The sequence below is a fragment of the Metabacillus arenae genome (genome assembly GCF_014773385.1).
Taxonomy (GTDB): Bacteria; Bacillota; Bacilli; order Bacillales; family Bacillaceae; genus Metabacillus_D; species Metabacillus_D arenae.
Genome location: NZ_JACXAI010000032.1, coordinates 1 through 14282, shown reverse-complemented (window position 1 = coordinate 14282; position 14282 = coordinate 1). Strand labels below are relative to the sequence as shown.

The window sequence follows — 14282 nt, the reverse complement described above, 5'->3', positions numbered from 1 at the left end:
AGAGTGATATTGTCTTGTTAAAGGTTAAATTGGCGCCATTTACCTTTTAGAACTTAAACTTAAGAATCTTATCTGAATTAATCATTGATTAGGAGAGTCATATTATCGCCGTACGATGCCTCAATTTATAATTCCACCTCTTTGTTGTTTTATCAAAACGACAGAAAAGTATTTTCGTGCATCAGGAGTTAAAATGTGTAAGGTTTCATTTTCTTCGTGAGGTTCCTCAATTTTTTCAAATTCAACAAACGCACCGCTTAGGTTCTCTGTAATATTTTTTATTTTGTATCCCTTTTGTAATAGAAAGTCGATTCGCTCTCTCTCTTGCAAGAATTGATTGTATTCCGACATTTTCTCCCACTCCTTCAAATGATGGCTTATATCTGTTCATTTACCGTTTCAGGTACGACTACAGCTTCGTCCTCGTCAACAATACCCCAATCACGTCCGACTGTAATTCCCAAATATTTTTCATCACTAGGGTGTTCGATCTCTGCTTGTTTGTATTTCTTAAACCACCAATATTTTGCTAAAAAATAGTAAACAACAGCACCTACACCAAAACCAACGAAAAAGGAATAGGCTGATAACAGGTAGGCTGCAAAACCTCCAATAGCCCAAGCAATCATCCCAGCCATGTTAAATCCATGCAAATATTTGAATTGGCCATTATCTTCATATAATTCGTAAACATTTACTCGTCTTTTCCGAAGCAAATAATAGTCTGTAAATAAAATTCCAACAATGGCAGATAAAATACCTCCAATTACAAGCAGTGCCGGCACAATGATACCAAATAAGCTCCATGGCTGAACGATTATCCCTATGATTCCTGCAACGATAACACCAACCCAAAAAGGGACCTTTGGACCGCCTACATTTGAGAAAATCGTTGCCGCTGGAATGACATTTGCTGAAGTATTCGTAGACCACTGTGCAAGAACAATCATTAATAAAAGAATTCCAAGGATAAAACCACTGGCAGCCTCTTGAAGGGCGACAACAGGGTCGCTATTAGAAACAGCAATATAAGAAACAGCACCAATGGCGACTATAAAAGTGTTCACCAATGGCATGACGATGATACTGCCGACTATTTGCGATTTATTCCGCTTAAACCAGTTTCTCTCGTTTTTTGGTGCTTTAAAAAACCTGGATAAAGATGGCATATCAGCTGCAAGCGTTGCCCAAAAGCCCATATTGCTCATGACTACAACCATAAATGCTGTAAACGCAGCACCTCCTGTTACCGGGCTTTCCACCCATGTCCAAATTTCCTTCCCTTGCTCCGCTGCTCTATCAGAGAGGGAGATGTACATCCATGCAGATATTAGAATAATGATCGGTGCAGCCAAATCGGCAAACCGTTCAATTGCCTTGATCCCAAGTGCTGTATTAACTAATTGTAAGGTAGCAAATAAGAGGAAGCAAATGAACCAGCCATCAAAATCAAATAGTAAATTTAAGATTCCATTTATCGCCGTTGCTCCGAAAAACGTATTAAGGCCAAACCAACAGGCTGCTGTTATACCACGCACCAAAGATGGAATATGAGTACCAATGGTTCCAAACGGAGCTCTCATATAAACAGGAAAGGAAAGCCCATGCTCCACCCCGATATCACCGATAATGGTCATGAAAAATCCAATTGCAACAGATCCGATAATCGTTGCAACGATTACCCATCCTAAGGGTAAGCTTTGCACCCCAGCCCCGCCAATGGCAAATGCAGCTAAAACAACTGCCATTCCTATCCAAATAACTGCAAACCCTAGAGTCCCTATATTTCTGTCGCTATGAGCAATTGGAAGTAAATCTGGAGACTTCAAATAATTGCCGCCCTTATTCATTAAAACACCCCTTTGTTGATTTTTTTTCTGTTTTCGCATGCATTGTTGCTTGTTGCTGTTAAAACAAAATGATGATTTTAAGAGACGTCTGAGCGCTTGAGGTGAGAGGTTGGAGGTGGGAATTAGAAGGAATTGGCGATTCGCCAATTCCATTTTTTTAATAGCAAAAACTAACTCAAAAGTTGATGGGAAGGATCCAAATGATCTCCTCCCTCAGCTATTAATCTCTTCTGAAAGGTTAACCTTTTAAATTACTAGTGTTTTATTTTCATTATTTTGTTGATTTTCTCCATACTTGGCCCGTTTTAAATACTGCCCTGCACCTAATTTGCCTACAAACTTTTTATCACGGATGACAAATTCTCCCCGGGATAAGACAGAAACAGGTTCTCCTGTAACTTTCATGCCTTCAAACGCATTATAATCTACTGCCATATGGTGAGTTTCTGCTGAAATAGTCCTTTCTACTGAAGGATCAAAGATGACAATGTCAGCATCAACCCCAACCGCGATCGTTCCTTTTTTTGGATACAGCCCGAACAATTTGGCAGCTTTTGTTGAAATAATGTCAACAAACTGATTTAAAGTGACTCTTCCTTTTTTTACACCTTCTGAGAAAAGAATACTCACTCGGTCCTCAATGATCGGCCCCCCATTAGGAATTTTTGAAAAATCATCTTTCCCAAGATCCTTTTGTCCAATAAAATCAAAAGAGCATTGATCAGAGCCTACCGCTTGCAGCTGTCCGGTTTTTAGTGCATTCCATAACACTTCTTGGTTCCATTTTTCACGTAAAGGTGGTGACCATACATATTTTGCCCCTTCAAAATTTGGTTTTTCTAGATAGGTTTGATCTAGCACTAAATACTGCGGACAGGTTTCACCCCATATGTCGATGCCGCTATTTCTTGCCTCAGCAATCTTTCTAGCTGCATCTGCACAGGAGACATGTACGACATAAAGCTGAGAATTTGCAAGACCTGTAAAGGTCGCTGCTCTTCCAGTTGCTTCCCCCTCAATTTCCGGCGGCCTTGTTAAGGCATGGTAGATCGGATCTGTATTCCCTTCTGTTAAGGCTTTTTTGGTTAGATAATCGATCACATCACCATTTTCCGCATGAACCATGACAAGTGCACCAAGATTTTTTGCAGCGATTAATGTTTGGAATAATGTTTCATCGTCTGCTTGGAGCACGTTCTTATAAGCCATGAACACTTTAAAGGATGTAATACCTTCGTCGCCTATAACGGAAGGAAGCTCGTTTAATACAGAATCGTTCATTTCTCCAATCATAAGATGGAATCCGTAATCAATGACGGCTTTTCCCTTTGATTTTTCATGCCACGTTTCAATTGCGCCCTTCAGCGGTTCCCCTTTATTTGTCATGCAAAAATCAATGATAGTTGTTGTACCGCCAAAGGCTGCTGCAATTGTACCCGTTTCAAAATCATCCTTCGTTACTGTCCCGCCAAACGGCATTTCCAAATGAGTATGTGGATCAATGCCACCTGGGAACAAATAACATCCTTTTGCATCAATAGCTTCTGCCCCATCTATAGAAAGATTTTCTCCAATTTGGCTAATGACTCCATTTTCAATGAATACATCTGCATGATAGGTATCCGTTGCTGTAACAATGATTCCGTTTTTTATCACTTTTTTCATGTTAATACCTCCAGCTTTAATTTTCGAATTATAATAAATATTCCGACTTATTTATTTACAATATCCACTGAGCAAGTAGCTGCCCCGAGCGCTGCTTGGCGTTCATTCCATGTCATTGGCGGAAGTTCACTCGGTATTTCTACCATGTCAATTGCACCATCGACTGGACAAACAATCGAACATAAATTACAACCAACACAATCCTCTTCTCTTACTTTTAAGATGCTATTTCCGCTTCCGTCTTTCAACATATCGATGCATTGGTGTGATGTATCCTCACAAGCAATATGGCATTTATTACAATTAATACATACATCATTGTTAATTCGAGCAACGATGTTATAGTTGAGATCAAGGTCACCCCAATTAGAATATTTAGGAACAGATTTTCCAACCAAATCCATCGCAGAGGAAATTCCCTTTTCATCCAAATAGTTCGTTAATCCTTCAATCATGTCCTCAACAATTCTAAAACCATGATGCATAGCCGCTGTACACACTTGTACGCCTGTTGCGCCCATTAACATAAATTCAACAGCATTTTGCCAGTTTGATATGCCGCCAATTCCGGAGATTGGGATATTTATTCTCGAATTTCTTGCACACTCTCCCACCATATGAAGAGCAATTGGTTTTACAGCTGGACCACAGTAACCGCCATGTGCTCCTTTTCCAGCCACATGGGGAATCGTGTTCCAAGTATCAAGATCAACACCTGCCAAACTGTTAATCGTATTTATCATACTAATCGCATCAGCCCCGCCTCTTGCAGCCGCTTCAGCCGTTACAGTAATATCTGTTATATTTGGTGTAAGCTTTACGATCACCGGGGTATTCGCTGCTTCCTTTACCCAATACGTTTGTTTTTCAACTAATTCTGGCACCTGCCCTGAAGCCGACCCCATTCCTCTTTCAGCCATTCCATGAGGACAACCAAAGTTGAGCTCTAAACCATCTATCCCCGCGTTTTCTACTTTTTTGACAATCTCCTGCCATTTTTCCTGCTTCGGCTCAACCATTAACGAAGCGATGATTGCATGGTTGGGGAAACGCTTTTTCGTTTCATAAATTTCCTTCAAATTCACTTCTAAAGGACGATCTGTGATTAATTCGATATTGTTAAATCCGGCTACTTTTTGGCCGTTAATGCTAACTGCTGCAAATCTTGATGAAACATTCAAGATCGGGTCTCCTAATGTCTTCCAAACAGCCCCTCCCCAACCAGCCTCAAATGCTCGCTGGACTTGATACCCTGAGTTTGTTGGAGGAGCAGAAGCTAACCAAAATGGGTTAGGTGATTCAATTCCTGCTAAATTAACTCGTAAATTTGCCATCATCCTGCCTCCCTGTTATTTCTCTCTTGAAAACTTTTCGGATTAGCTTTATGCTGGTTTGACAATAGAATTGGACAGTAGTTGATGAATGGCATGTGCACTCTCTTTTCCTTGCTGTGCAGCAGATACAACCATTGCTTCTCCTTGTCCTTTTCCAAAAATGACATCCCCGCACGCAAACACCTGTTGATTTGATGTTTGGTAGGTTTTCGGATCAATTTTTACGACTCCTCCATTATGTTCTAACCCAAATTGTTCAATGAGCTCAATATATCTAGATTGACCTATTGCTTTTATGACAGCATCGACTTTCAGAGTGAATTCCGATCCTTCAATTGGGACAGGACGACGGCGGCCATCTTCTCCAGGTTCACCTAACTTCATTTTGATACATACGATAGCCGTTACGCATCCTTGATCATCTCCAATAATCTGTTTTGGAGCAGTAAGCCATCTAAATTCAACCCCATCTTGCTTAGCGAATTCATATTCAAACTCATAAGCTGTCATTTCTTCTACAGTACGTCTGTATAGGATCTTTACATTTTCTGCACCTAAGCGAACGGAACAAGTGGCTCCATCAATAGCCGTATTTCCAGCCCCTATCACCACTACTCGTTTTCCAAGAAACTTATTCGACAGCGGTTTTGTTTTTGTTTCCTTAACAAATTCGATAGCATCAAATACTCCATCTAAATTCTCACCACGAATTCCTAATTCCGGTACATGTGACATTCCAATTGCCAGCAGGGTCGAGTCATAGCTATTCATAATTTCATCTGCCGATATATCGTTGCCTACCCTCGTATTTGTCCGAATTTCTACATCCAGGCTCTCTACTTGCTTCACTTCCCAATAAGAAATTTCTTGAGGAAGCCTGAAGGAAACAATCCCATATGTGTTAAGTCCTCCCGCCTTCTTTTCAGCTTCAAAAATCGTAACCTTATAGCCTAAAAGCCCAAGTTCCCTGGCAGCAGATAAACCAGCAGGTCCTCCACCGATAATGGCAACTGATTTACCATTTCTCTTTCCTGGTTCAAATAACAGCTGCTCATTCTTGATGGCCCAGTCTGTTGCGTATCTTTGCAGGTTTCCGATCATGATTGGTTTTGTCGAATGGTTAAGGACACAGGCTCCTTCACATAATTCCTCGGTTGGACATACGCGAGCACAGCTGGCTCCAATGGGATTAGCTGTCATAATAGTCTTGGCCGATCCTTTTACATTGCCAGAAGCAATTTTTTTGATGAATGATGGAATATCAATTCCAGTTGGACATGCGGTGATACAAGGAGCATCGTAACAATAGAGGCAGCGATTCGATTCTTCTACTGCTTCCTGCCTCGTTAATCCAGGATCTACCTCCTGGAAATTTTCATTTAAGTTTTCGATTGATATTCTTGAAGGATTTACATTACCCAAAATCAAAAACCTCCTTAAGGGAAGATGATAAAAGACTACATACCTAAAAATAACCCAAATAATAAAAAAAGAGCTTCAATACAAATTGTTATGTAAAGCTCTCGCAGGAAAAATAGTTTTAGACTTTGATTTTGTTTTGCTTAGGCCCCTCATGAAGGAGCTTTCTATAATTCTTTATAGTAATGAAACCATTTCTTCATAGGTTTCCGGTCTTCGATCCCGGTAAAATTGCCATGCATCACGAACCTCTCTAATTAGTCTTTTATTCATTTCCCCAACGATCACTTCATCACGATCCCGGCTTCCTATCGTGACAAAGTTACCTCTTGGATCTACTAGATAAGATTGGCCGTAAAATTCCCCCATATTCCAAGGTCCCTCTGTTCCAACTCTGTTAATCGCACCAACATAGTATCCATTAGCAACCGCATGCGCAGGTTGTTCGAGCTTCCATAAGTATTCAGAGGTTCCAGCAACTGTAGCAGAAGGATTTAAAACAATTTCTGCACCTTTTAATCCTAGTAATCTGGCTCCTTCCGGAAAATGCCTGTCATAGCAAATGTACACCCCTACTTTTGCAAAAGCTGTGTCAAACACTGGATATCCAAGGTTCCCTGGTTTAAAATAAAATTTCTCCCAGAATCCGTACCCTTGATCCCCTGCTCCTACATGCGGAATATGTGTTTTACGGTATTTTCCTAAGTAAGATCCATCCGCATCTATGACTGCGGCCGTATTATAGTAGGTTGCAATACCTTCCCTCTCATAAATAGGCAAAACAATTACGACACCGAGTTCTTTAGCTAAGTCTTGAAATTGTTTTGTCGTCGGACCATTTGGTATTTCTTCAGCTGCATCATACCATTTTGTGTTTTGCTCAGAACAAAAATAAGGTCCATAAAAAATCTCTTGTAAACAGATTATTTGTGCACCTTTATCTTTCGCTTCCTTAATAAGGCTAATATGTTTTTCAATTGCTTTTTGCTTGTGAATCTCTACTGGTTGATTTCCATCTACATCATTTGAAGCTTGAATAAGGCCAATTGTTACGTTATCTGACATAAGCAAACCTCCTTATTATTTAAAAGAGCCATCCTGCAAATGACTATATGGCTCTTTATTACCGTCTTCAAAAAATTGCTGGATTGAATGTCAATTCGTAAAGCCTTAATCTATTAGTTACCTACACCTCAATTTTCTAAATATGTATACATATAATATGCAGAATTATCAGAAGTTTAAGTTAATTTTACTTTTTTCTTTTTCTGATTGCATTATACATTTTGTTAAAAGTTGTAAGGTGTTTGTTATGCATTATGTAACATTATTAATGTGTATAGATCGATGTGTATAGGTGATAGGAGTGCATAGTGAAAGTAATCTATGAAGCAATTCTTTGATTAAAGCTGTTATTTCAGGTAGGTTTTTTTAGAAGAGTTTAGATCTGTGGTTCATACAATTAGGAAAAACAAATCTTATCGCGATATGTTATATTTTATTACATTATTGTAATTTATAGCTATTATAAAAGGTAAATTATTATTAGTAAATAGAATTTTAAATTTTTTTGTGAATTAATACCCATCGGAATCATTCTTAAAAACCTTTTTGGAATTTTTGGGTATATTTCCTTTTTTCGTTTAACTTGTTATAGTAATACCCACACATTGGACAGTCGAGACTTTTTTTCACTTGATACATTATTAGTTAAACCTTCCATTGTAACTACACGAAAAATACCACAATTTCAAGATCTGTGGCAGGGTGAAATATATTTTAAAATAGGCTGCCGAAATGATTTCGGCAGCCCAGAATACATATAAAAGTGATCTCTTTATGATTACTTTTTTCCTAATTTAGGATATGTCTTTAATTAACCTTTTGGTGAATATTCCACCCTTCAAGATAGTTTTTTGTATGAGACAGCATCTCTTCAAACAACTCGGCATTCTGCTCTGGCGAATTGCTGCTAACTAATGGGTCTTGCAAAAAGGCTTGTAAAGCTATTTCCTTATCCTTCGTAAGAGCGGCCTGGAGAATAGTCTCTTGATTATAAATATGTTCGATAATCATTTTATGGACAGGAGCAGGCAGCTTTCCTGCTAAAACAGGCCTTACGCTGTTATAGCTAACGATTGCATTTGTTTCTACGATCGAATCTAGCGGGACATCTTTCATTTGACCAGTGTTGGGAATATTCACGTTCGATATCATCTTCCTTAATCCGAGTAAAGATTTTATTATTTCCACACCCTCTTCACCGGTAGGATCAATTTGAAATGACTCTTCTCCCTTAGATAAGCGATAGCCTTTTTCTACTAATCTTTTTTTATTTTCAATACGCCATTGTACCGGAGTTAAGCCAAATTTCCATTCCTTCACTTTTTGAGGATTCTCCAAATACCACGTATTCGGCATAAATTCAGCTAAATGCCGATCCCCCGCAGCTGCGATAACTTTAAATCTTTTAAATAAATCAAACTTTACTCTTTCTGCCGATGCAAAATGATTGTTCATCCAATGTCCTTCTTCTGATCCTTCATATCCCGTTTCATAATATTTATCAACAAACTCTCTATATAATGGAAGTAAATCCTTTCCTGTATATGATGCCTGATCTATCCATGTAAAATGGTTAATGCCTAATACATTTACTTCGATTTCTTCACGACTGACCTTTTCAATCCCACACAGAAGCTCTACCATCTGAGCAAGCAGCTTTTGTGTGCCAAACACCTCGTGACAGCAGCCAATTGCCTTTATTTCGGGGAAAGTATGATACAAAGCCCTCGTACATAGACTCATTGGATTGGTATAATTGATCACCCACGATTTTGGAGCGTATTTTTGTATGTGTTCGGCAATTTTTACAAATAGAGGGATTGTCCGCAGAGCTCTAATCAATCCTCCAGGTCCTACAGTATCTCCAACAGATTGATAGATACCATACTTTTCCGGCAGATGAACATCTGACTTCATTTCCTCAAATGTTCCAGGAAGAATCGAAATAATGACAAAATTTGCTCCCTCTAATGCATCCTCTAACTTTCTTACAGCTTCATATCTCCATTTTCCAACAACATCACTTCGTTCATTTAGTTGATTTCCAATGACCTCGTTTTGATAAGCTGCATCATAATGAATATCATACAATTTAACCTTTCCCGAAATCTGTTTCTCCATTGCAAGGTCACTCATCAAGCCCCAAGCCCAGCCTTGGGACCCTCCGCCGATATAAGCTATTTGAACATCGTTTACTGTTTTTTGGCTCATTTAGAATCCAGTCCTCCAATAAATTCATTTGTATGATCTGTCTATCCTTTCAATCCACTAGAAGAAATGCCTTCAACAAAATATCGTTGAGCAAAGAAGAAGAGAAGCACACAAGGGATAATCGTAACTATAGACATCGCCATTACTTCATTCCAAACTATTGAACCTTCAGCATCCATGAATAGACGCAGTCCTAATGCAAGCGGGTATTTATCCACACTATTTATATAAATTAAAGGATTAAAAAAGTCATTCCATACCCATATGAATTGAAAGATTCCTACAGAAAACATGGCAGGCTTTAATAGCGGCAAATGAATTCTCGTTAAAATGGTAAATGAATTGCAGCCATCAAGAGTTGCCGCTTCATCCAATTCCTTAGGGATTCCTCTAATAAATTGAATTAACATATAAGTGAAAAATGGAAAGGTTGCAAATATCGCCGGCATATAAAAAGGGAGGTACGTATCAAGCCAGCCTAACTTATTAAATAGTAAATACCGAGGTACAATGACAACGGCCTGCGGCAGCATTAAGGTAGCAAGCATGATCGTAAATAATAATTTTTTGAGCGGGAAGTTGAACCTCGCAAAACCGTAAGCAACCACAACGCTTGATATAATCGTAAAAATAACCGTGGGAATGACCAATTTGAAAGAATTCATTAGAAAAACACCAAATGTATTATCACCCATCCCCGCCCAGCCATTAATAAATCCACTAAATGAGAATTCATTCGGAATTAACCCTATGCCTGAGAATATCTCTTCATTTGATTTAAATGTGGCTGACAGCATGTGTAGGAATGGGTAAAACATTACCAAACTAAACAATGTTAAAAAACTATATAATATAACCTTCTGTCTTTTTTTCATTTGGTTCACTCCTCATCCTGATAATGAATCCAGTGCTTAGAAGAAAGGAACAGTAAAGATGTAAATAGTAAAATGATGATAAATAAAACCCACGACAGCGCTGAAGCATATCCCATCTTCAAAAAAGAAAAAGCATTTTCATAGAGCATGATTCCGTATAAATATGTGGATTTCAAAGGACCTCCGTTTGTAATGACAAAGGCTGCCGTGAATTCTTGAAAAGCATTAATGGTTTGCATGACAAGGTTGAAGAGAACAATTGGTGTAAGGATTGGAAGAGTTACAGAAAAGAACACTCTTAAATTCGATGCACCATCTACCCTCGCCGCTTCATATAAATCCTTAGGGACTTGCTTTAACCCCGCTAGAAATAAAACCATTGATGATCCAAACTGCCAAACTGTAAGCAGACTAATTGTTAACAATGAAAAATTTGGATTACCGAGCCAATTCTCGGTAGGTAAATTTAAAAAGCTTAAAATTCCATTTATTAAACCGTTTTCAGTAAATAGGAATCTCCACAATATAGCTACAGCTACGCTTCCGCCTAATATGGAAGGCAGATAAAAAATGGTCCTGTATATGCTCATCCCTTTTAAATTTAAATTTAATAGGAGCGCTACAATTAATGCGAAAACTACTTTTAACGGTACAGCGATGAAAACATAGATCAACGTTACTTTTAAGGAATTATAAAATTCTGGGTCTCTAGTAAACATATAAATGTAATTCTCAAAACCGACAAATTTAGGAGGATTAAATACATCATACTCCGTAAATGATAAATAAAACGAATAAATTAAAGGATAAAGCTCGAATAGGAAAAGACCTATTAGCCAAGGTAAAATAAACACATACCCCATATAATTGTATTTTCTTTTCATCGCTTTCTTTTCTTTTACTTTCAAGAAAGCATTGACGGAAGTTTCTCTCCTGACTAAACTCATAAATTCCTCCCCCTCACTAATATATCGACTATTCAGAATCTTATTGTTTATCAAAAAAATAAAATTGTTATTTTTCCCTCCCTTTAGTAAAATGAACTTACACTCTCTTTCTCTATCATAAAAAAAGAAGGACCTATTAAATAGGGACCTAACCTTTTAAAACACCTCAGTAATTAAGCGCTTTCAAAAGAAGGTGTCTTTTTCTCTTTAAATAGGGTGACTTTTTTCGCTTAATGATTCCACTTTTTATAATGGAGGGAGTTTCATGTATAAAGTTTTACTTGTTGATGATGAATATGAGATTCGGTACGGGTTAATAAACTATTTTCCATGGAACACATTGGGGTTTGAGATCGCATTTGAATGTCAAAATGGAAAAGAAGCCATAGATATTATTAATACGAACTCGGTAGATGTTCTATTTAGTGATATTAGAATGCCGGTGATGACAGGAATAGAATTAGCGGAGGAAATTGTAAAACGTGAACTGCCAATAAAAATTGTTTTTCTTAGTGCATACAGGGAATTTGATTACGCTAAAAAAGCAATCAATTTTGGGGTATATGATTATGTTGTAAAGCCCAGTAAATACGAGGAACTTCAAACTTTGTTTACCAGGCTGAAAAAAGATTTAGATCAAGAGAGGACTAATAAGAATAGTGAGGAAGAAACGGTTTTTACTTATAGTGATAATATTATTTCCACTATAAAAGCTTATGTAAAAGAGCATTATGACAGTGTTAATCTTGAAGATGTTGCAAGCCTGGTTCATATGAGTGCAAATTACATCAGCACTTATTTCAAAGAGAAAACGGGACAAAATTTTTCAGATTATGTAAGCATGGTTAAAATGGAAAAAGCTGCTGAGCTCCTATCAGATTATCGGTATAAAACTTATGAAGTGAGTACAATGGTCGGTTATAGCAATGCAAAAAATTTCACCAGAATGTTTAAAAAATATCATGGTAAAAGTCCGAGAGAATTTCGAAGTGGATAAATATGAGTAAAAAATTTTTCCTAAAAAATGTTCTCTTTTTTGTGTGTCCCTTATTAATTCCGTTAACTTTACTTGGTGCACTCGCATACTCAATCTCGGAAAATCATGTAAAAGAAGCCATTACGATAAATAATAACAATATCCTGAAACAAATTGATCAGCATGTTGATCTAGCCTTTAATGAAATGCAGTCTTTAAATCTGGATTACAGCACCAACTCAGAAATTATTTTAACATTAAAAAATTTACTACGGTCCAATAATTTTAACTACCAACAAAGCTCTGATCTAAACTTTACAACCAGCTATTTAACCACCCAAGCAACAGCCAGGCCCTATATCCACTCAATCTACATTTATTATGAGAATGATAACAAACAATTTATAACTTCAAACAAAGGCATGGTTCGGCTGAATCATTTTTTCGATAAGGATTGGTACGAACATTTTAATACGAATAATACCAATCATACGATTTGGGTACAAAATCGCTCGATTAAAGAATACTCCTTCAGCAGCCCTGAGGAAGTGATTACTTTGTATCGTAATATTTTTTGGTCAAATACGATTGAACCGCAAGGACTTATAACCCTTAATATTCATAAAAGTTATTTTGAAAATATTCTTAACAACCTAAATACGTATGAAAACCAAGCGATCTTGGTCCTTGACAGCAATAATAACCTGCTCTTCGGAAACCAAAACGCTGAACTTTTTAAAGAGCTTCAACTTGAGAATCTTAAAAGCAGCAGCAATACAGAATTTCAGTTTACTTATAAAGACACCTTATATTCAGCGAATCATCTATTCTCAGAAGCACATGGCTGGAAATATATTTCTATTACTCAAACAAAAAGTCTTTACAAAGTACCGATTATGTTAAAAAGATTAACCTTTTTATTTGCATCTTTGTCTTTTTTCATCGGTGTTGTGATCATCTTTTATTTAACAAAGAGAAACATAAATCATGTTAGTAATATCATTTCGATCATCAAATCCGGCAAGAGGGGGGATTTTGCCCTCCCTCAAAATATTTCATTTAAAGAAGATGAATATCGTTATATTATTGAAAATATTATTAAATCGTTTGTGGAGCAAAATCAGCTAAAAAATCAATTAACAGAAAAGAAATTCGAGCTGCAAACCGCTGAGCTTTTAGCCTTACAAAGTCAAATGAATCCTCATTTTCTCTCAAATACGCTGGCAACAATCTATTGGAAGACATTCGGTTTAACCGGAAAAGCCAATGAAGCAACTGCAATGCTTGAAAACTTATCCGGTATTCTGAATTATTCACTTAGAATCGAAGGTAAAACAGTTCGTATAAAGGATGAAATCTATCATACTAAAAATTATCTCGAAATAATGAAGGTAAGATATAAAGAAAAATTCTATGTCATTTGGGATTATGAAGAAACAATCCATGATTATTGTATTTTAAAACTATTGTTGCAGCCGATTATTGAAAATAGTATTGGCCATGGGTTAATTCCAAAAAAAGAAAAAGGACTAATTAAGATTAAAATCCGAAGCAAGGATCATTTTATTGTTTTATCAATAACTGATAATGGGGTAGGTATGAATAAAAGCACTTTAGCTGACATTCAAAAAAACATTATTGATTCCTCTAACGATCCAAATCATATTGGTTTATCGAATACCTATAGACGGCTCCAATTGACGTATGACTCAAATAGTCACTTTCAAATATTGAGTAAACCAGGCTGGGGAACAACTGTAAAAATTAAATATCCAATTCTTCCAAAATAGGAAAAAGCCGTGACCATTTTAAACAGTCACGGTTTTTTTATTAGTTAAGAAGTTTCACTAGTGTTGCATTAATTAATTTTCACTATTAAGAATACTCAAAATGTTCAATTTTATTATTTTGTGCAAAGAAAAAGTCCTTTATAATGGATA

The 14282-nt window shown here is 37.0% G+C and carries 11 protein-coding genes; 2 read left to right on the top strand and 9 right to left on the bottom strand.

The features are described 5' to 3' along the window. Positions 1 to 120: 120 nt before the first annotated feature. From IC621_RS20000 to IC621_RS19960, 9 genes are all read right to left on the bottom strand, one after another. Positions 121 to 351, bottom strand: a complete 231-nt coding sequence (locus IC621_RS20000) for a hypothetical protein (RefSeq protein WP_191160736.1) — start codon at positions 349 to 351, stop codon at positions 121 to 123. Between the two features lie 26 nt (positions 352 to 377). Continuing rightward, positions 378 to 1850, bottom strand: coding sequence for an NCS1 family transporter (locus IC621_RS19995; protein ID WP_191160734.1), 1473 nt, complete (start codon positions 1848 to 1850; stop codon positions 378 to 380). A gap of 246 nt (positions 1851 to 2096) precedes the next feature. Further along, complete coding sequence (gene hydA / locus IC621_RS19990) at positions 2097 to 3515, bottom strand: dihydropyrimidinase (protein WP_191160732.1); 1419 nt, start codon at positions 3513 to 3515, stop codon at positions 2097 to 2099. A 47-nt stretch (positions 3516 to 3562) separates the two neighbouring features. Next, a complete protein-coding gene (preA, locus tag IC621_RS19985) occupies positions 3563 to 4849 on the bottom strand; it encodes an NAD-dependent dihydropyrimidine dehydrogenase subunit PreA (protein ID WP_191160730.1) in 1287 nt (428 codons plus the stop codon). Positions 4850 to 4897: 48 nt separating this feature from the next. Then, a complete protein-coding gene (locus tag IC621_RS19980; RefSeq protein WP_191160727.1) occupies positions 4898 to 6271 on the bottom strand; it encodes an NAD(P)-dependent oxidoreductase in 1374 nt (457 codons plus the stop codon). Between the two features lie 174 nt (positions 6272 to 6445). Beyond that, positions 6446 to 7333 carry a nitrilase-related carbon-nitrogen hydrolase gene (locus tag IC621_RS19975; protein WP_191160725.1) on the bottom strand — a complete coding sequence of 296 codons (888 nt, stop codon included), beginning with the start codon at positions 7331 to 7333 and terminating at the stop codon, positions 6446 to 6448. Positions 7334 to 8140: 807 nt separating this feature from the next. After that, positions 8141 to 9544, bottom strand: coding sequence for a family 4 glycosyl hydrolase (locus IC621_RS19970; protein ID WP_191160724.1), 1404 nt, complete (start codon positions 9542 to 9544; stop codon positions 8141 to 8143). Positions 9545 to 9585: 41 nt separating this feature from the next. After that, positions 9586 to 10419 carry a carbohydrate ABC transporter permease gene (locus IC621_RS19965; RefSeq protein WP_191160722.1) on the bottom strand — a complete coding sequence of 278 codons (834 nt, stop codon included), beginning with the start codon at positions 10417 to 10419 and terminating at the stop codon, positions 9586 to 9588. Positions 10420 to 10424: 5 nt separating this feature from the next. After that, complete coding sequence (locus tag IC621_RS19960) at positions 10425 to 11366, bottom strand: carbohydrate ABC transporter permease (protein ID WP_191160720.1); 942 nt, start codon at positions 11364 to 11366, stop codon at positions 10425 to 10427. Positions 11367 to 11631: 265 nt separating this feature from the next. On the opposite strand from IC621_RS19960, the gene IC621_RS19955 reads away from it, so the two are divergent. Together IC621_RS19955 and IC621_RS19950 are read left to right on the top strand one after the other, a co-directional pair. Then, entirely contained in the window at positions 11632 to 12363 is a 732-nt protein-coding gene (locus IC621_RS19955) for a response regulator transcription factor (RefSeq protein WP_191160718.1), read from the top strand. 2 nt (positions 12364 to 12365) lie between these two features. Further along, complete coding sequence (locus IC621_RS19950) at positions 12366 to 14132, top strand: sensor histidine kinase (protein WP_191160716.1); 1767 nt, start codon at positions 12366 to 12368, stop codon at positions 14130 to 14132. Positions 14133 to 14282: the final 150 nt, after the last annotated feature.